This is a genomic window from Arthrobacter sp. PsM3 (assembly GCF_030433895.1).
GTDB lineage: Bacteria > Actinomycetota > Actinomycetes > Actinomycetales > Micrococcaceae > Arthrobacter.
In genome coordinates, this window is record NZ_JARUXE010000006.1 from 40,377 (window position 1) to 58,002 (window position 17,626).

Genomic DNA, 17,626 nt, shown 5'->3' on the forward strand with positions numbered 1-17,626 from the left:
CGCCCCCGGCACCGCATCGGCTGCTCCGTTACCGCCCTTTGGGACCCCCCAAACGGCGGTAGCGGAGCCGTCGATTGCTGTTTAAGCCCGGTTGCTGTTCAGGCCAGCGCCCGCGCCTGCTCGATCAGCCGCAGCACCTCCACGGGCCCTGACGGATCCACCGGGACAGGCAAGGCCGAGCCCGCCCCGCCGCCGCGGATCTTGTCCGCCAGGATCCGGTAGAACTCCGGGTAGGCGCCGCGCTCGGTGGGCAGCCGGTCGAGGTGGCCGTCCCGGCCGAGGAGCCCGGCCCAGTTCCGGTCCTCGACGCCGTAGTCCGGGTCCATTGGGCTGCCGCCCGCCGCGACGAACGGCTCCTGCGGGTCAACGCCATGCTTGGTGAAGCCGCCCCCGCTGCCCAGCAGCCGGAAACGCGGCCCCTGCTGGGCGCAGAGCATGTTCATCCACAGATGGCTCGTGACGCCGGATTCGTGCCGGAGGGCGAGGAAGACGTCGTCGTCGGTCCTCTCCCCGGGCCGCCGGGCGTCCAGTTCGGCGTGGGTGACTGTGGCGGGCCCGAACAGCTGCACCGCCTGGTCCAGCAGGTGGGTGCCGAGATCGAACAGCACGCCGCCGCCCTCGTCCGCCGTCGCCGCCGCCTTCCACGCCTTGGCGACCGCCGGGGACCAGCGTTCGAATCGGGATTCGAACCGCGTGACCGTGCCGAGGACCCCGCTGTCCAGCAGGCCCCGGATGGTCAGGTAGTCTCCGTCCCAGCGCCGGTTCTGGAAGACGGTGAGCACGCGTCCCAGCCGCGCCGCAAGCCGGATGAGTTCCTCACCTTCGGCGCTGCGCACGGTAAAGGGTTTGTCGACGACGACGTCGAGCCCGGCTTCCAGCGCGGCTTTCGCGAGCGGGAAATGCGTGGCCGGCGGGGTTCCCAGGATAAGCAGGTCCAGTTCGCCGGCGAGCCTAAGGATGTCCGCCGGGGTGTCCACGATCCGGGCGCCGGGGTACCGGGCAGATGCGGCGGCCTGCCGGCCGGCGTCGGAGGTGGAGATGACCGCGAGGAAGTAGGCGGGGTCCGCCGCGAGCAGCGGGGCATGGAAGACGCTGCCCGAGAGGCCGAAGCCTGCAACGGCCGTACGGATGGGCCGGGTGGAGTCGGTTGTCATGGCTCCCACGCTACCCCCGCCCGGACCCTCCCGCCCGGCTCAAACGGCGAAGGCCGGCACCCCCGATGCGGGGTTGCCGGCCTTGCTGTATCAGCTGGCTCGTAGCCGGGGGCTACTTCTTTTCCCAGCCGAGGGTGGTCCAGTCCGGAACCTGGGACAGGCTCTTGAACAGGGACGGGCCGTAGTTGGCCAGGCCGCTGCGCACAAAGGAGATCTGCGGACCGTTCATCACCACACCCATGGAGAAGTACTTCTCCATGTGCTTCTTCTCAACTTCCATGGCTGCCTTGTTGCGCTCGGTGTTGTCGGCGATGGTAGAGAGCTTCTGGATCTCGGCGTCCAGTTCCGCGTCGCCCAGTTCGTTCTCGTTCGTCTTGGAATCATAGAACTGCTTGACGGCGTCGGTCGCGTCCGAGCCCACGGTGTAGCCGGAGACGCTCATGAAGAAGTCCCGGCTGCCCAGGACCTTGCCGAAGTCGGCGGATGCGCGCTGGTCGATGCCAACATCCATGCCGCCGGCCTTCAGCTGGCTCTGCAGCGTCTGCGCGAACGCCAGGGTGGTGGGATCGTCGCCGAAGTTGCTGATCTTGAAGGCGGCGGGGACGCCGTCCTTTTGCATGATGCCTGCGGCGTTGGCCGTGTAGCCAGCGTCGGTCAGGACCTTCTTGGCGGCCTCGGCGCCGGTTTCCTTGACCGGGTAGTTGTCCTGGTAGTACTTGGAGAACGGCAGCAGCATCATCGATCCGGAGCTGGTTTCGTCCCAGTTCAGTCCGTTGAAGCGCACCTTGCGCAGGGCCTCGCGGTCGACGGCGGTGAAGATCGCCTTGCGGACTGCGACGTCACTCATCGGCGCCTTCTGCGCGTTGAGGTTCAGGCCGCCGGCGAAGAGGCGCTGGCCACGGCGGATCTCGGAGTTCTTGGAGCCGTCGAGCTGCTTGTAGGGGGTGATGGTGTTTGCGGAAACACCATCGATTTCACCGTTCTTGAAGGCTGCGATGGCGGCGCTGCTCTCCAGCTGGCGGAAAACCACCTTGTCCAGGACAGGCTGGGTGCCCCACCACTTGTCGTTCTGGGCAAGCGTGACCGTCTTGGCGGCACTGTCGTACTGGTCCAGCTTGAAAGGCCCGGCCATCCATTCCGGGTGCATGTCGCCGGTGAAGCCTTCGTTGAAGAGCGCCGGGGTGTTCACGGCCGGGTGGACCAGGCCGGTGAAGAGGGCATCCAGCGGATAGACCGGCTGGGTGGTGGTGACAATGACTTCCTTGGCGCTGGAACCGGCTTTGACGGATTCGACGAACTCGTAGGCGCCGGAACTGACGATGTCGATGTCCTTGTTTTCGCCCTTGAGCATGTTCCAGGTGTTTTCGAAGGTCTTGACGTCGATCGGGGTGCCGTCGTTGTAGGTGGCCTTCTCATTGACCTTGATGGTGATGGTCTGCTTGCCGTCCTTGACCTCGCTCTTGACGTCTTCGCAGAAATCCTTGTTCGGCGTGGCGGTGCCGTCGAAGTCATAGTTCCAGCAGCCCCAGGTGCCGGCCTGGTCGATCGGGCGGTGCAGGGCGGTGTTGTCCGCACTGTTGCCGTTGTTGGAGAAACCGTTGAAGTCCGGACCGATGTTGCCCAGCGGCAGAGTGACGGTGCCGCCCGGCTGCAGGTCCTTGACGTCCTTCGCGTTGATGCTGATCAGCTTGGCCAGGTCACTTCCCGCGTCCTGGCCTTTCGCGGCCGCCGGACCTTGTGCGGCGCCGCCGCCACAAGCGGTCAGCGCAAGCGCTGCAACGACGGCGGTAACGCCGCCGATCTTGGTCAGATTCTTCATGTGTTCCCCTTCATTTTTGGTGCAAGGTGTGATGCGTGTGACTGGTGGGTCAGTTTGTTTCGTGGACAACGAGCATGTCCGCGTCCAGTTCGCCGTCCGGGTAGAAACAGGCGAATTGCTGGTCGATGGGGGCCGCCGGGAACGGGTGTCCGGCGCCGGTGGTTTCCGCGACTGTGGCCAGTCCGGGCTCCAGGCTCAGGCACTTCTCCTGCTTCGCCGGCGGCAGTGCCACGAATACCGGGCAGCGGGTCGCGAAGTTGCAGCCCGTGGGGGCCTCCAGCGGTGAGGGCAGGTCCCCCTGCAGGATGATGCGTTCGCGGGTGCGTTCCAGGACGGGGTCCGGAACCGGAATCGCGGAGAGCAGCGCCCGGGTGTACGGGTGGCGCGGATTGTCGAAGACGCTGTCCACGTCCCCGATCTCCACAATCTTGCCCAGGTACATCACGGCCACGCGGTTGGAGACGTGCCGCACCACGGACAGGTCGTGGGCCACCATCAGGTAACTCAGGCCGAGTTCCGCACGGAGCTGGTCCAGCAGGTTGATGACGCCGGCCTGGACGGATACGTCCAGGGCGGACACCGGCTCGTCCAGAACCACCAGTTTGGGGTTCACGGCGAGGGCGCGGGCAATGCCGATGCGCTGGCGCTGGCCGCCGGAGAACTGGTTGGGGAAACGGTTGACGTGGTCCGGCTGGAGACCCACGAGCTCCATCAGCTCCATGATGCGTTTCCGGATCTGGGGCTTGGCCATGCCCGCGTTCTCGAGCGGCTCGGACAGCACTTCAAAGACGGTGAAGCGCGGGTCGAGGGCGCCGGTGGGGTCCTGGAACACCATCTGGAGTTCCTTGCGCATGGCACTCTTGGTCTTTGCGTCGGAGGCTTCCTTGTTGCTGAGCCCGCCGATGACCACTTCCCCGTCCTGGTCTTTGTGGAACTCCATGATTTCCAGCAGGGTGGTGGTCTTGCCGCAGCCGGACTCGCCGACGATCGAGAAGCACTCGCCCTCGCGGATGTCGAAGCTCAGCCCGTCCACCGCCTTGACGGTGCCGATCCGGCGTTTGATCAGGGCACCCTTCATCAGCGGGAAGTGCTTCCGGACGTCCCGGAGTTCCAGCACAGTCCTGCGTTCCGCGCGCGGGATCGCGTCAAAGTGTGACACCGGAACGGCCGGCGCCCGGAAGACCTCACGGACGTCCACGTCGGGGCCGAGGGACCCGGTCTTGAGGCAGGCGGCCCGGTGCGGCAGTCCGCCATTCAGACTGGCACCGGTGACCGGCCGCAGCTCCGGCTCGCCGTGCAGGCAGGCGTCGCTGGCCAGCGGGCAGCGCGGCGCGAAGGAACAGCCTGTGGGGGGATGGATGAGGTTGGGCGGGATGCCCTCAATAGGCACCAGCGAGGACTTTTCGGCCGCGTCAACGCGCGGCACCGCGCCGAGCAGGCCCATCGTGTACGGCATCCGCGGGTTGTAGTAGATGTCATCGACGCTGCCGGTTTCCACCGGCTTGCCGGCGTACATCACCATGATGTCGTCCGCCATGCCGGCGACGACGCCGAGGTCGTGGGTGATCATCACGACGGCGGCGCCGGTTTCCTCCTGCGCGGCGTGCAACACCTCGAGGACCTGCGCCTGGATGGTGACGTCCAGCGCCGTCGTCGGCTCGTCGGCGATCAGAACTCGCGGGTTGTTGGCGATGGCGATGGCGATCATCACGCGCTGCCGCATGCCGCCGGAGAACTCATGCGGGAATGCCTTGATCCGGTCCTTCGGGCTGGGGATGCCCACCATGCCCAGAAGCTCGACGGCGCGCGCCTCCTTGGCCTGCTTGCTCATGGTCGGGTTGTGCACCGTGAGCGCCTCGATGATCTGGTTCCCTACCGTGTAGACCGGGGTCAGGGAGGACAGCGGATCCTGGAAGACCATGGCGATATCGTTCCCGCGGTACTGGCACATGGCCTTGTCGCTGAGTCCCAGCAGTTCCTTGCCCTGGAGCCGGACCGAACCGGTGATCTCCGCCGTCGGGGGCAGCAGTCCCATGATGGCCATGGAGGTAACGGACTTTCCGGAACCGGATTCGCCCACGATGCCCAGCGTTTTGCCGGCACGGAGGTCAAAATCGATGCCGCGGACGGCGTGCACCACCCCGTTCTCGGTGTTGAAGCGGACGTTCAGGTCCCGGACGGAGAGCACGGCGTCCGCAGGGGCATCACCTGCGGCGTGCAGCCCGGCGACGTGCAGGCGCTCGATGGCGGAGAGCTCGGCGGACAGGTCGGCGGACTCGGTGCCGGCGGTCATTTCGTGGCTCATGTGGTCTTCTTCCCTGCGGTCGTCGGTGTCTTGCCGGACTTGCCCTTCCCGGGGTCGCTCCTCTTGGCGCGGCCGACGGAGCTGGAGCTGGGGTCGAACGCGTCACGGAGGCCGTCGTTCATCATGGCGAGCGAACCGGTCAGCAGGAACATGACGGTCAGCGGGACCCAGAACATCCACGGGAAAGTGGAGACCTGGGAGGTTGCCTGGCCGATCAGCACACCCAGGCTGACGTCCGGGACCTTGATGCCGATGCCGATGAAGGAAAATGCCACCTCGGCCAGGATCGCTCCGGTGATGCCGCGGGTGATGTCCAGCACCAGCAGCGAGCCGATGTTCGGGACGAGGTGCCGCCAGACAATGCGCCGCGGCGGGATCCCCATGTACTGGGCGGCCTTGACGAAGTCCCGGGTCATGAGCGACATCGAGAGTGAGCGGATGAGGCGGGCCGTCCCCATCCAGCTGAAGACCAGCAGGACGATGATCAGCAGGAGCCAGCTGGGCAGGGACTTCTGCAGGCCGTTGCCGCCGCCGCTTGTGGCCACGGCGACGACCAGCAGGGCCGGCATCATGATCAGGGCTTCGAGGATGAAGAGCATGACCTTGTCCACCTTCCCGCCGAAGTAGGCCATGGTGCAGCCATAGACGGCGGCGATCAGGACCGAGACGAGGCCGACGACGAGGCCAATCAGGATCGAGATCCGGGTGCCCTCCACGGTCAGGGCGTAGAGGTCTATCCCGGCCTGGGAGGTTCCCAGCAGGTGCTCGGCCGACGGCGGCATGCCAATGTTGAACGGGTCGATCCTCTCCTTGTCCCAGCTGGTGAAGAGGCCGCCCATGAAAGAGAAGAGGGTCAGGGCGAGGAAGATGACCAGGCCGACGACGGCTGTCTTGTTGCGCAGGAAGCGGCGGAGGATGATCGAGGACTTCGTGATGACGACGTCGCTGTTCTCGATTTTTGCCTCACCGGCGACGGCAGCCGGGTCGACGGTATTGAGGTTTGTCATGGTTACTGCACCCGCACTCTCGGGTCGACGAGCGTGGTGGCGAAGTCCGCCAGGATGGCGCCGATTGCGAAGATTACGGAGCCGTAGGCGAGGGTCGCCGTCGCGGCGTTGACGTCCTGCAGGGCGATCGCGTCAATGCTCCAGGAGCCGACGCCGTGCCAGGCGAAGATCTTCTCGGCGAAGAAGCCGCCGGCGAAGATGGCCGGGATGGTGAAGGCGATGCTTTGCGCCACGGGGATGAAGGACACCCGGAGGGCGTGCCGGCTGATGGCCTGGTTGCGGGTCAGCCCCTTGGCCCGAGCCGTCCGGACGAAGTCGGCGTTGACGTTGTCCAGGAGGTATTGGCGCTGGGCGATCTGGTAGGTCCCCCAGCCCACGATCGTGATCGCGAAGGTGGGCACCGCGTAGTGGGCCAGCATGTCGACGAATTGCGCCCAGCCGCCGCCGTCCAGCCCCGGGGTGGAGATGCCGGTGACAAAGAAGATGCGTTCTCCGACCGTCTCGTTGATGTTGATGGCGCCAAGCTGCACCAGGAAGTAGGCGATTGGCGCGGGCACGATGTAAACGAGGTAGCTGTAGGAGGTGATGACCCGGTCGGAGGCCCTGTACTGCCGCGCCGCGGTATACACACCCAGGGCGACGCCGATGATCAGGGTCAGGACGATGGAGGCCAGGAACAGCCGGGTCGAGATCCAGACCCGGTCACCGAATTCGGCGTTGATGAACGCGCCGTTGGGGCTGCGTCCCCAGTCCCAGCGGGTGACGATCGCCGTGAGCCACCCGACGTAGCGCTCCCACGGGCTCAGGTCCGGGTCGAGTCCCTTGAGGCGGAAGGAGTTCGCCACCTGTTCGGGGGTGGGCCGCGGAATGCGTTCCTGTTCCAGCAGCGCGGGCTGCAGGGTGTTGACGGCCAGGAAGTACCCGGCCGTGGTGGTCAGGAAGATCATGAAGACATACGTGAGGGCACGTTTGGCGAGGTATCGGATCATGGGACGGCTAGTTCTGGATCGCCGTTGCCTGTGCGGAGCCTGCCGTTGCCGGACCGGCTGATACAGCCTCGCCAACTGCAGGATTCTTGACAAAATTCACAGCTTGGTCCTTCCGTAGTCCCCCATCCGGCAGGGGATTACCGCCGCCGATCCGGGATCTTGGCCAGCGGGTGTCTGGCCGCCCGCAGGCCTTTCAGCACGTCCTGGTGGACTATGTTGCGGGTCACATTCCAGAGGAAACTATCACATCCGCACGGCAGCCGAATGCCCCCCATCCCGGCAATCCGCGAGTCAGGTATCAGATCGTTATGAATAAATCCGGGGAATTGATTTGACGTGGCCCGTCCGGGATCCGGATCGAACTAGGCCCCCCGCACCACGCGCGAGACGAGCTCACGCCAGGACGCGGCGAGGCGGTCGGGGGAAATCTGGTGCACCCGGACGGCATGCAGAATCCGCTCAGGCTCCAGGACGGCACTGAGCGAGGTGGCCATCAGCCAGGGGTCCGCGGTCACGCCCGCCTCCCGGAGCAGCATCTCCAGATGCCGGTGCCAGAGCACGGCCGCCGGTACGTCGAAACGGTTGTACGCGGATACGTCCGCGGCCCGGGCCAGCTCGCCGAATTCCATCACCCAGGCGATGCGCTCCTCGCCGAAGGCGATGAGCCGCTCCAGCGGCGGAGCGCCCGGGCCGAGCGGCGGCGGACCGAACATGAAACGCCCCTGGAACCGGGCCTCGGCGTCGCTGAGCAGCGCCATCATGAGCCCCGCCCGGCTGCCGAACCGGCGGAACACCGTCCCCTTGCCCACCCCCGCCCGCTGCGCCAGCGTGCCCATGGTCAGCCCGTCCGCCCCGCATTCCTCGATGAGCTCGCGGGCAGCACGGAGCAGCAGCTCGCGGTTCCGGGCGGCGTCGCGGCGTTCGGGCTCCGCGTCCGGGCGGAGGGGGATTAAGCTCACACCGCACAGTCTAGCCTCGGGGAATAGAAACGGACCGCAGTCCGTTTTGATCAGTGAAGGCCGGCAAAGCCTCCACGATCAGCCAGCCGCGGGATCATCCGCGGCGCGACCCCCAGGAGTCCACATGTCCAAGAACACCGTTCTCACCCTGGTCGGCAGCCTGCGCGCCGATTCCACCAACCAGAAGCTCGCCGAGGCCATCCAGCTGAACGCACCCGAACAGGTTGAGGTGCTCATCCATGATTCCCTCGGCAACATCCCGTTCTACAACGAGGACATCGACGTCGAGGGCCAGGTTCCCGCCGCCGCAGCCGCCCTGCGCGCCGCCGCCAACGAGGCCGACACCCTGCTGCTGGTTACGCCGGAGCACAACGGCACGGTCCCCGCATCGCTGAAGAACGCCATCGACTGGCTGTCACGCCCCTTCGGCGCAGGCGCCCTCAGCGGCAAGCCGACCGCCGTCGTCGGCACCGCCTTCGGCCAGTTCGGCGGAATCTGGGCCCAGGATGAGGCCCGCAAGGCCGTCGGCATCGCCGGCGCCCGGGTCCTGGAGAACGTCAAGCTGGCCGTCCCGGGCTCCATGGTCCGCTTCGCCGAGGTCCACCCGAAGGACGACGCTGAGGTCGTGGAGCAGATCAAGGCCGTCTTCGAGGCCCTGGAAGACTCCCGCGCGGTCACCGCAGCCTAGGTCCGCAACAAAGCGGAACATCCCCGGCCGCCGAGAAGCGGCCGGGGATGTTCCGTGTCCGGAGCCGTCCGGAACTGATTGGAAACAAAGGTTTTCCCCGAGGCAACATGGGTTGTATTCTGTGAGATGTGACCCACGAAACACTTGATGCCGCCGCAGAAGTACTTCCGGCCGAGGCAATTGACGCAATCGAACGTGCGGCTACGTCCGCCCACCGCCACGAGGACCTGTTCTCGGAGCGCGCAGCAAATATCAAGCAATCGGCGGTCCGGGATGTTTTCGACATCTCGATGCGCCCCGGGCTCGTCTCACTGGCGGGCGGAAGTCCGTATCTGCAGTCCCTGCCGCTGGAACGGCTCGGCCAGACCGCCGCGAAGATCATCGCCGAACAGGGGATGACCGCGCTGCAGTACGGCGGAGGGCAGGGCACCGAGGAACTCCGGACCCAGGTCTGCGAAGTTATGGCCGCCGAAGGCATCCTGGACGCAAAACCAGAAAACGTCGTGATCACCGCGGGTTCCCAGTCCGCGCAGGACGTCGCGACGAAGGTCTTCTGCAACCCGGGGGATGTGGTGCTGGTCGAGGACCCCACCTATGTCGGCGCACTTAACACCTTTGAGGCCTATCAGGTCCAGGTCGCCAACGTGCCGATGGACGGCGACGGGATCATTCCGGACCTCCTGGAGGCGCGGATTGCCGCCCTGCAGACGGCAGGCAAGAACATCAAGTTCCTGTACACGATCCCGAGCTTCAACAACCCCTCCGGCATCACGCTGTCGATGGAGCGGCGGCAACGGGTGGTGGATATATGCCGTAAGGCGAACATTTTGGTATTGGAGGACAATCCCTACGGACTGCTCCGTTTCGACGGAAAGCCCCTCACCCCGCTGCGGGCAGCGAACCCGGACGACGTGATCTACATGGGGTCCTTCTCGAAGATCTTCGCGCCGGGCCTGCGGATCGGCTGGGCACTCGTCCCCGCCCACCTCCAGCGCCGCTATTACCTGGCCTCGGAGGCTGTCACCCTGTGCCCGCCGACCCTCAACCAGATGCTCGTCTCCGCCTACCTTCGTGACTACGACTGGCGCGGCCAGATCGACACGTACCGGGGGCTGTACAAGGAAAGGTGCGATGCGATGCTGGCCGCCCTCGACGAATACATGCCGCCGGGCCTCAGCTGGACGCGTCCGGAGGGCGGCTTCTTCGTCTGGGTCACGCTGCCCGAGGGCGTTGACACCTACCCGCTGCTGAAAAAGGCAATCGATGCCGGGGTGGTCTTCATTCCGGGCGCCGCCTTCACACATTCCGATGATCCCTCCAACAAAATTCGGCTGGCCTTCAGCGCCGTCCCACCGGAGTCCATCCGCGAAGGAGTCCGCCGGCTGGCGCCGGTCCTGCGGGAAGCCATCGAGGCCCTGTAGCCTGAATCATTGGTGCATGGCCCCACACGTTCGCTGACCCCAAGGAGCATTTCATGACCGGAATTATTGTTGTCGGCGTTGACGGCAGCGAGACTGCCCTGAAGGCCGCGCACACCGCCCGTGACCTTGCCGCCTCGCTCGGGGCGACCCTTCACGTGGTCAGTGCGTTCGACAGCGACAGGACAGAGGTCTTCGGCAGCGGCAGCGACAAATGGATTGTCTCCGATGCGGGGGACGCGGAGAAGGTGGCCCGGGGCGTCGCGGACAGCCTCCGCACCCCGGCACTGAACGTCACCTACGCAGCCGCCCGCGGCAAGCCGGCCGAGGCGCTGATCGACGAAGCGGCCCGCTCCGGCGCCTCACTGATAGTGGTCGGGAACCGCCGGATGCACGGCCTGGGCCGCGTGCTCGGCAGCGTGGCCAACTCCGTGGCCCACAACGCGCCCTGCGACGTTTACATCGCCAAGACCGATACGTCGGATTAGGCGCGGACCGCAACTGCCGGCGCCGGACATTCCCGGCGCCGGCCCGGCCGTTGAACAGCCCCGGGGCAAATCTTCGGCGGCCTCCGGTCACCCCCAATGGTGATCGGCAGCCAACGGACAGCGCGTCCCGTGCCGGCGGTCGTGGCTTCTTTACGGAAGCACTGGGGTACGTGCCGTCTGGTCCGAGATGTGGGACGTGGCAGCGCATTCCCGCACGGACTCGACCCCTTCGACCGCAGCGGCAAGGTCCGGGTAGGTTCTGGAGAGGGCCAGCACGGCCCCGTTCCCGTCAAGGATGCGGATGAGGAAGGCGCCCCGGTCGTCACGGACGAGTTCAAACTTGCCGGGGGCTGAGGGCCGTTGGGCTTCGGCTGCCTGAACGGTGCCGGACACGGCCGGCGCCGGGGCGTGCGGGACTCCCTGGAACGCATGTGCGTGTTTGGCGGCGGAAGGCTGGACGGGGGAAATCGTTGACATGGTAGCTCCACAGTGGGGTTCCAGTGGCCGCGTCCTGACCTACTCCTGACTATACCCTCCGAGACCCTGCACGGATGTCGTGCGTCACAATCGGGGTCCCGCGTGGACCGACAGGGCGTCTGCGGGCCCTGTCGGTCCGGCTCCAGGGCCCGCCGGTTCCCGGCCTATCCGGCCGCCGCCCCGGCAGTCTTCAGCATCCGGCGCAGGATCTTGCCGGAGGAGGACTTCGGTACGGCGTCGATGAATTCCACCCGGCGGATTTTCTTGAATGGCGCCACCCTGGCCGCCACATACTCCATTACCGCGGCCTCGTCGAGCCGCTCCCCGTCCTCCCCGGGCTGACGCACCACAAACGCCATCGGCACTTCCTGGCCGTCGGCGTCGGACGTTCCGATCACTGCGGCGTCCGCGATGCCGGGGTGGGTCAGCAGCAGCGCTTCCAGCTCCGCCGGTGCGATCTGGTAGCCCTTGTACTTGATCAGTTCCTTGAGCCGGTCCACGATCGTGACAACGCCGTCGGCGCGCACTGTGGCAATGTCCCCGGTGTGCAGGAAGCCGTCCGGGTCGAGCGTGTCCGCCGTTTCCTCGGGCCGGTTGAGGTAGCCGAGCATCACGTTGGGTCCGCGGCACAGCAGGTGCCCGGGCGCACTGGTGCCCTCGGCCGGGAGATCGATTTCCGCCCCGGTGGCAGGATCCAGCAGCCGGCAATCCATGTTGGGGACGGTGTAGCCCACCGAGCTGACGGGCAACTCCGTGGCCTCCAGGGGAATCAGGTGGGACACCGGGCTCATCTCGGTCATGCCGTAGCCCTGCAGCACCCGGCAGCCAAGCCGCTCCGCCAGCCTGGTGCCCAGTTCGCCGTCGAGCGGCGCCGCCCCGGAGAGGGTGGTGTGCACTGAACTGAGGTCGTAGTCGGCGACCATCGGGTGCTTGGACAGGGCCACAGCCACCGGCGGCGCGATAAACAGGTAGCTGCATTTGTGGTCCTGGATGATCCGCAGGAACTCGGCCAGATCAAACTTCGGCATGGTCACCAGGCAGGCACGCTGGCGCAGGGCAAGATTCAGAAGCACGGTCAGCCCGTAGATGTGGAAGAACGGCAGCAGTGCGAGCAGGCGGTCCTCCGGCGTGACCTTGAGCAGGCCGCGGGACTGCTCCGCGTTCGCCACGAGGTTCCGGTGGCTGAGCATGACGCCCTTGGGCCGGCCGGTCGTCCCGGAGGAGTACGGCAGCACCGCGACGTGGGTCGCCGGATCGAAACTGACATCCGGCGCCGGGGCACCCGCACCCAGCAGGTCCCGCAGGGAGCGGTGTCCGGCGGCGCCGTCGAGCACAACGAGCCGGTGGTCCGGGATTCCGGACCGGCTGGCCGCCTCCCGGGCCGCGGGGAGCAGGGCGGAGACGGTGAACAGCCACTCCGCGCCGGCGTCGGCGAGCTGGAGCGCAATCTCGTCCGCCGTGTACAGGGAGTTAACGGTGGTGACCGTCGCACCGGCCCGCAGCAGCCCGTGGAAGACGACGGCGAAGGCCGGGACGTTGGGGCACAGAATGGCCGCAATCCCGTGGACGCCCAGGCCTTGGGCTGCGACGGCTCCGGCGACGGCATCGATCTGCCCGACCAGGGCCCGGTAGGTGGTCTCCGCACCGCTCGTGCCGTCGACGACGGCGATCCGGTCCAGGTCGGCCTCCGCCAGGCCGCCAAAGAGGTAGTCGTAGACGTTGACGTCGGGAATTTCCACATCGGGGAACGGGCTAGAAAACACGCAACATCTCCTTTGATCCGCGTCCGCCCAGCTGGCGGCGGCTGGTGCCACTCTAGTGCCGCCGGACCGTCCAGGACAGGACCGGAGTTGAGCCGCGTCACCGTCCCCAGTGGGCAGCCTCACGCGGATTCCGGCCTGCCGGGACGTTGTGCCGGCGGTAAAATTGAAGGTGCCCCCACTGGCGTGGACATCCAATACTATTAGCTCCAGGGGATGAAAATGCCTGCACTTCAGCGCCGCCAGCTCGTTGGCCACGACATTCTTCTGGCCCGTCACGGCAACCACATCAGTTCCATGCGGGTGGACCGCCGGGGCGGCCGGGTCCTCGCTTTCCTGGACGACGGTTCCGTGGACAGTGCCCCCAACATGATCTCCCCCGGGCTGCGCATGCCCGAGACGGTGCGGAGCATTGTCCGCGATGACTGGAAATTCTTTGCCGTGGTGACCGCGTGCACAACAGGATTTGCCGGCGTGATGTTCGCCGCCGCCGTGGCCCTGGCCGGGAACAGCGGGGATCCGGGCATGATCGCGCTGCTGTCGAGCTACTCCGGCAGCTAGTCCCGCAGGTCCCGCGTTTTCAACCACGAAACCCCGCCGCTGAGCATGCTCAGCGGCGGGGTTTCGTGGTCGCCGGTGTTATCCGCTGGCGGGTCAGTCCAGCAGCAGGGCCGGCTCTTCCAGGATCGCCGCAACGTCGGCCATGAAGCGCGCCGAGAGGTCGCCGTCCACCACCCGGTGGTCGAAGGAACCGCCGAGGGTGGTGATCCAGCGCGGAATCACTTCGCCGTCGAGGACCCAGGGCTTCTGCTTGATCGTGCCGAAGGCCACGATCGCCACCTCTCCGGGGTTGATGATCGGAGTGCCCGTATCGATCCCGAGGGCGCCGATGTTCGTCACCGTCAAGGTTCCGCCCTGCATCTGCGCGGGCTGGGTCTTACCGGCCCGGGCGGTCGTGGCGAGGTCGTTCAGCGCCAGGGCCAGCTCCTTGAGCGAGAGATCCTGGGCATTCTTGATGTTCGGGACCATCAGGCCGCGCGGTGTGGCGGCGGCGATTCCGAGGTTCATGAAATGCTTGACATGGATCTCGGCGGAGTCGCTGCCGTCCGGGTTGTCCACCCAGGTCGCGTTGACGCTGGGGTTGCGTGCCGCGGCCCAGATGACCGCCTTGGCCAGGATCAGCAGGGGCGAGACCTTGATGCCTTCAAAATCGCGGGAGGCTTTGAGCCGCTTGACGAACTCCATGGTCCGGCTGGCGTCGACGTCGACGAAAATGCTGACGTGCGGAGCCGCGAAGGCCGACTCGACCATGGCCTTCGCGGTGGCCTTGCGGACGCCCTTGACCGGAATCCGTTCGATCCGCTGTTCCTGCGGGCGGCCGGTCTTGCCCCAGAAGGTATCCGCTTTGTCCACCTCGGCGTCGCGCTGCGCCTGGTAGCTCACGAGGTCCTCGCGGGTCACTTCGCCGCGGGCGCCGGTGGGGACGACGTCGGCCAGATCGATGCCAAGGTCCCGGGCGATTTTGCGCACCGGGGGCTTGGCCAGGACCCTGCTGACCAGGCCGCTGATGGCGCCGCCGAGGGTGGGCCGCAGGTCAATGTTCTCCGATGGAGCCGGGCGCTCCGCATGGGCGACGGCGTCCGGGCTGATCCAGATGTCGTGCGCCTCGACAGGTTCGGCCAGCGGGACCGGCCCGGCAGTGGAGCCTGCCGCAGCCGCCGGCGTCGCTGCCGGAGCCGCCACCCGCCGTCGGCGCTTGACGGCGTCGGCCTTGGGACCGGAGCCCACCAGTGGACCGCCGGCCGGGCCCCCGGCCGATTCGCCGGCGTCGGAGGTGTCCGCCTCCAGCTGTCCGTACAGCGGAGCTTCGGGGGCCGGCGCCGCGGTGGGGGCCGGGGCGGCAGCCGCGTCGGCGGCCACTGCATCGCTCACGCTGATGATCGGGGTTCCGACGTCGACGGTCAGCCCCTCGGGGACGAGCAGTTCGGTAACGGTGCCGGCGAACGGCGAGGGCAGTTCGACGAGGGACTTTGCGGTCTCGATTTCGCACAGGACATCGTTGATGGCCACCGTGTCGCCGGGCTTGACCTTCCAGGCGACGATCTCGGCCTCGGTCAGCCCTTCGCCCACATCGGGGAGGTTGAACTTGTGGAGAGTCATGTTGTCCTTGCTGGGAGAAGGCGCCTCAGTGGAAGCGGTCAGTAGGAAAGGGCACGGTCCAGTGCCTCGAGGATGCGGTCGATGTCCGGAAGGTAGTCTTCCTCCACCTTGGCCACGGGGTAGGGCATGTGGAAGCCGCCGACCCGGATGACGGGCGCCTCGAGCGAGTGGAAGGCACGCTCACTGATCCGGGCCGCGATTTCGCCGCCGATTCCGCCGAAAGTCGGGGCCTCGTGGGCCACGATCAGCCGGCCGGTCTTCCTGACGGAGTCCGTGACGGTGTCGAAGTCGATCGGCGAGATCGAACGCAGGTCGATCACCTCGACGCTGCGTCCGTCCTCGGCAGCGGCGTTGGCAGCGGCCAGGGCCACCGGCACCAGCGGGCCGTAGACCACGACGGTGGCGTCCGTTCCCGCGCGGAGCACATGGGCCTTGAACGGGTCGGCGGAAGTTCCGGGCGACTCGGTGTCGACCTCTCCCTTGAGCCAGTAGCGGCGCTTCGGCTCGAAGACGATCACGGGGTCCTGGCAGTCGACGGCCTGCTGGATCATCCAGTAGGCGTCGTGCGGGTTGGACGGGGTGATGATGCGCAGGCCCGCCGTGTGGGCAAACAGCGCCTCCGGGGATTCCGAGTGGTGCTCGATCGAGCCGATCCCGCCGCCGTAGGGGATCCGGATGACAACGGGAACGGTCAGGTTGCCGTTGCTGCGGGAGTGCATTTTGGCCAGCTGGGTGGTGATCTGGTTGAAGCCCGGGAACACGAAGCCGTCGAATTGGATTTCGCAGACGGGCAGGTAGCCGCGGAGGGACAGGCCGATCGCGGTGCCGATGATGCCGGACTCGGCAAGCGGGGTGTCCACCACGCGGTCGGCGCCGAACTCGGTGATCAGGCCGTCGGTGACGCGGTACACGCCGCCCAGGAGCCCGATGTCCTCGCCCATGAGCAGGGCGCGGGGGTGGGTGTTCAGCGTCGCGCGGAGGCCTTCGTTGATGGCCTTGGCAATGGTCATGGTGGTCATCAGTGGGCCGTGCCTTCTGCCTGGGCGGTCGCCTGATCGGCGGACGCCACGTCTGCGGTGGCCTGGTCGGCAGGCGCCTCCTCGGCGAACCCTGCGCTGTACTCCTCGAACCAGGCCAGCTCCTCCGCCACCAGCGGGTGGGGCTCCACGTAGGTGTTGGCGAAGGCAGTCCGGATGTCCGGTGTTTCGAGGTCGTAGGTGGTCTTGCGGACGTAGGCGGCGAGTTCGTCGCCGTCGGCCCTGACCTGTTCGAAGAAAGCGTCGTCGGCCAGTCCCCCGGCGCGGAGGTACTTTTCCAGCCGCTCCAGCGGATCCCTGGCCCGCCACAGGCTTTCCTCGGCGGATTCCCGGTACTTGGTGGGGTCGTCGGCCGTGGTGTGCGCGCCGACGCGGTAGGTGAAGGCCTCGATCAGCACCGGGCCCTCGCCCTTGCGGGCACGCTCCAGGGCCCACTCGGTGACCGCATGGACCGCGATCACGTCGTTCCCGTCCACCCGGATACCGGGGAATCCGTAGCCCCTGGCCCGGTGAGCGAGCGGGATGCGAGTCTGCACGGAGCTGGGGACGGAGATTGCCCAGTGGTTGTTCTGGCAGAAGAACACCACGGGTGCCTTGTAGGAGGAGGCGAACACCATGGACTCGTGGACGTCTCCCTCGGAGCTGGCGCCGTCGCCGAAGTAGACAATAACGGCGGCATTGGGCTCCACAGCCTGGCCGGCTGTTCCGTCCGCGCTGGCGGCCGATGCCGCGAGTTTCTGGTCGCGCTGGATGCCCATCGCGTAGCCCACGGCGTGCGGGGTCTGGGCGGCAAGGACCAGGGTGTACAGGTGGAAGTTGGTGTCCTTGGGGTTCCAGCCGCCGTTAGAGACGCCGCGGAACTGCCGCAGCAGCTCGGCAAGGTCCACGTTGCGGGTCAGCGCGACGCCGTGCTCGCGGTAGGTGGGAAAGATATAGTCCTGCGGCTGGCTGGCCCGCCCGGAGCCGATCTGCGCGGCCTCCTGGCCGGTGAGCGGAACCCAGAGCGCCAGCTGGCCCTGCCGCTGGAGCGCCGTTGCCTCGACGTCGAAGCGGCGGATTCTGGCCATGTCGGCGTAGAAGCCCCGCAGTTTCTCCGGGTCAAGCCGCTGGGCGTATTCCGAAAAAGCGGGGTCGGAACCGAGGGTTCCGTCCGGGGCGAGGAGCTGCACCATCGGCTCGGCGGGATCGCCCAGGCGGGCTTCGGCTTCCGCCTCGAGCTGGTCCTCAATGTCGGTTCCGTCGAACTCGGTAGAGGGCAGATGTGTGGCGCCCATACCGTCTCCTTGCTTGCCGCATCCGGGTGCGTTGCAATCGCTGGGATATATGCCGGCCCGGTAATACATTCCCGGTTCGGCATATATTTTG

General features: G+C 66.7%; 15 protein-coding genes. 4 read left to right on the top strand and 11 right to left on the bottom strand.

Features of this window, described 5'->3' with window-relative positions; all coding sequences use genetic code 11:
* Positions 1 to 98 precede the first annotated feature (98 nt).
* From QCD75_RS04225 to QCD75_RS04250, 6 genes are all read right to left on the bottom strand, one after another.
* The gene (locus QCD75_RS04225) at positions 99 to 1,154 is read right to left on the bottom strand and encodes a Gfo/Idh/MocA family protein (RefSeq protein WP_301226048.1); all 1,056 of its coding nucleotides are present in this window, start codon (positions 1,152 to 1,154) and stop codon (positions 99 to 101) included.
* Between the two features lie 112 nt (positions 1,155 to 1,266).
* Positions 1,267 to 2,973 (bottom strand): ABC transporter family substrate-binding protein, encoded by a 1,707-nt coding sequence (locus tag QCD75_RS04230; protein WP_301226050.1) that lies wholly within the window; start codon positions 2,971 to 2,973, stop codon positions 1,267 to 1,269.
* A gap of 49 nt (positions 2,974 to 3,022) precedes the next feature.
* A complete protein-coding gene (locus QCD75_RS04235) occupies positions 3,023 to 5,278 on the bottom strand; it encodes a dipeptide ABC transporter ATP-binding protein (protein ID WP_441005437.1) in 2,256 nt (751 codons plus the stop codon).
* A complete protein-coding gene (locus QCD75_RS04240) occupies positions 5,275 to 6,285 on the bottom strand; it encodes an ABC transporter permease (protein WP_301226052.1) in 1,011 nt (336 codons plus the stop codon). Before QCD75_RS04240 ends, QCD75_RS04235 begins: the two co-directional genes overlap by 4 nt.
* Positions 6,286 to 6,287: 2 nt before the next feature.
* On the bottom strand, positions 6,288 to 7,274 hold the full coding sequence (locus tag QCD75_RS04245) for an ABC transporter permease (RefSeq protein ID WP_301226054.1): 987 nt from the start codon (positions 7,272 to 7,274) through the stop codon (positions 6,288 to 6,290).
* 362 nt (positions 7,275 to 7,636) lie between these two features.
* A complete protein-coding gene (locus QCD75_RS04250) occupies positions 7,637 to 8,233 on the bottom strand; it encodes a TetR/AcrR family transcriptional regulator (RefSeq protein ID WP_301226056.1) in 597 nt (198 codons plus the stop codon).
* A 124-nt stretch (positions 8,234 to 8,357) separates the two neighbouring features.
* Here QCD75_RS04250 and QCD75_RS04255 point away from each other — a divergent pair, with 124 nt between their 5' ends.
* The 3 genes from QCD75_RS04255 (at position 8,358) to QCD75_RS04265 (ending at position 10,827) form a co-directional block, all read left to right on the top strand.
* Complete coding sequence (locus QCD75_RS04255) at positions 8,358 to 8,921, top strand: NAD(P)H-dependent oxidoreductase (protein WP_301226058.1); 564 nt, start codon at positions 8,358 to 8,360, stop codon at positions 8,919 to 8,921.
* A 128-nt stretch (positions 8,922 to 9,049) separates the two neighbouring features.
* Entirely contained in the window at positions 9,050 to 10,342 is a 1,293-nt protein-coding gene (locus QCD75_RS04260; protein WP_301226060.1) for an aminotransferase-like domain-containing protein, read from the top strand.
* Between the two features lie 53 nt (positions 10,343 to 10,395).
* On the top strand, positions 10,396 to 10,827 hold the full coding sequence (locus tag QCD75_RS04265) for a universal stress protein (protein ID WP_301226062.1): 432 nt from the start codon (positions 10,396 to 10,398) through the stop codon (positions 10,825 to 10,827).
* A gap of 150 nt (positions 10,828 to 10,977) precedes the next feature.
* Here QCD75_RS04265 and QCD75_RS04270 read toward each other — a convergent pair whose 3' ends face one another.
* Complete coding sequence (locus QCD75_RS04270) at positions 10,978 to 11,304, bottom strand: YegP family protein (RefSeq protein WP_301226064.1); 327 nt, start codon at positions 11,302 to 11,304, stop codon at positions 10,978 to 10,980.
* A gap of 164 nt (positions 11,305 to 11,468) precedes the next feature.
* A complete protein-coding gene (locus tag QCD75_RS04275) occupies positions 11,469 to 13,067 on the bottom strand; it encodes an AMP-binding protein (RefSeq protein ID WP_301226066.1) in 1,599 nt (532 codons plus the stop codon).
* 219 nt (positions 13,068 to 13,286) lie between these two features.
* On the opposite strand from QCD75_RS04275, the gene QCD75_RS04280 reads away from it, so the two are divergent.
* Positions 13,287 to 13,625 carry a hypothetical protein gene (locus QCD75_RS04280; RefSeq protein WP_301226068.1) on the top strand — a complete coding sequence of 113 codons (339 nt, stop codon included), beginning with the start codon at positions 13,287 to 13,289 and terminating at the stop codon, positions 13,623 to 13,625.
* Positions 13,626 to 13,718: 93 nt separating this feature from the next.
* Here QCD75_RS04280 and QCD75_RS04285 read toward each other — a convergent pair whose 3' ends face one another.
* Genes QCD75_RS04285 through pdhA form a run of 3 tightly spaced genes read right to left on the bottom strand, consistent with a single transcriptional unit; the run spans position 13,719 to position 17,535 of the window.
* Positions 13,719 to 15,224 (bottom strand): dihydrolipoamide acetyltransferase family protein, encoded by a 1,506-nt coding sequence (locus QCD75_RS04285; RefSeq protein ID WP_301226070.1) that lies wholly within the window; start codon positions 15,222 to 15,224, stop codon positions 13,719 to 13,721.
* Positions 15,225 to 15,262: 38 nt separating this feature from the next.
* Positions 15,263 to 16,243 (bottom strand): alpha-ketoacid dehydrogenase subunit beta, encoded by a 981-nt coding sequence (locus QCD75_RS04290; protein WP_301226072.1) that lies wholly within the window; start codon positions 16,241 to 16,243, stop codon positions 15,263 to 15,265.
* Positions 16,243 to 17,535: a pyruvate dehydrogenase (acetyl-transferring) E1 component subunit alpha gene (pdhA, locus tag QCD75_RS04295; RefSeq protein ID WP_301226074.1), complete on the bottom strand. Its 1,293-nt coding sequence runs from the start codon at positions 17,533 to 17,535 to the stop codon at positions 16,243 to 16,245. The genes QCD75_RS04290 and pdhA overlap by 1 nt, the downstream gene beginning before the upstream one ends.
* Between the last annotated feature and the right edge of the window lie 91 nt (positions 17,536 to 17,626).

Bases quoted from the DNA above. Each gene is read 5' to 3' on its own strand.
- QCD75_RS04225 (WP_301226048.1), bottom strand. From the start codon at position 1,154: ATGACAACCGACTCCACCCGGCCCATCCGTACGGCCGTTGCAGGCTTC.
- QCD75_RS04230 (WP_301226050.1), bottom strand. From the start codon at position 2,973: ATGAAGAATCTGACCAAGATCGGCGGCGTTACCGCCGTCGTTGCAGCG.
- QCD75_RS04235 (WP_441005437.1), bottom strand. From the start codon at position 5,278: ATGAGCCACGAAATGACCGCCGGCACCGAGTCCGCCGACCTGTCCGCC.
- QCD75_RS04240 (WP_301226052.1), bottom strand. From the start codon at position 6,285: ATGACAAACCTCAATACCGTCGACCCGGCTGCCGTCGCCGGTGAGGCA.
- QCD75_RS04245 (WP_301226054.1), bottom strand. From the start codon at position 7,274: ATGATCCGATACCTCGCCAAACGTGCCCTCACGTATGTCTTCATGATC.
- QCD75_RS04255 (WP_301226058.1), top strand. From the start codon at position 8,358: ATGTCCAAGAACACCGTTCTCACCCTGGTCGGCAGCCTGCGCGCCGAT.
- QCD75_RS04265 (WP_301226062.1), top strand. From the start codon at position 10,396: ATGACCGGAATTATTGTTGTCGGCGTTGACGGCAGCGAGACTGCCCTG.
- QCD75_RS04270 (WP_301226064.1), bottom strand. From the start codon at position 11,304: ATGTCAACGATTTCCCCCGTCCAGCCTTCCGCCGCCAAACACGCACAT.
- QCD75_RS04280 (WP_301226068.1), top strand. From the start codon at position 13,287: ATGCCTGCACTTCAGCGCCGCCAGCTCGTTGGCCACGACATTCTTCTG.
- QCD75_RS04285 (WP_301226070.1), bottom strand. From the start codon at position 15,224: ATGACTCTCCACAAGTTCAACCTCCCCGATGTGGGCGAAGGGCTGACC.
- QCD75_RS04290 (WP_301226072.1), bottom strand. From the start codon at position 16,243: ATGACCACCATGACCATTGCCAAGGCCATCAACGAAGGCCTCCGCGCG.
- pdhA (WP_301226074.1), bottom strand. From the start codon at position 17,535: ATGGGCGCCACACATCTGCCCTCTACCGAGTTCGACGGAACCGACATT.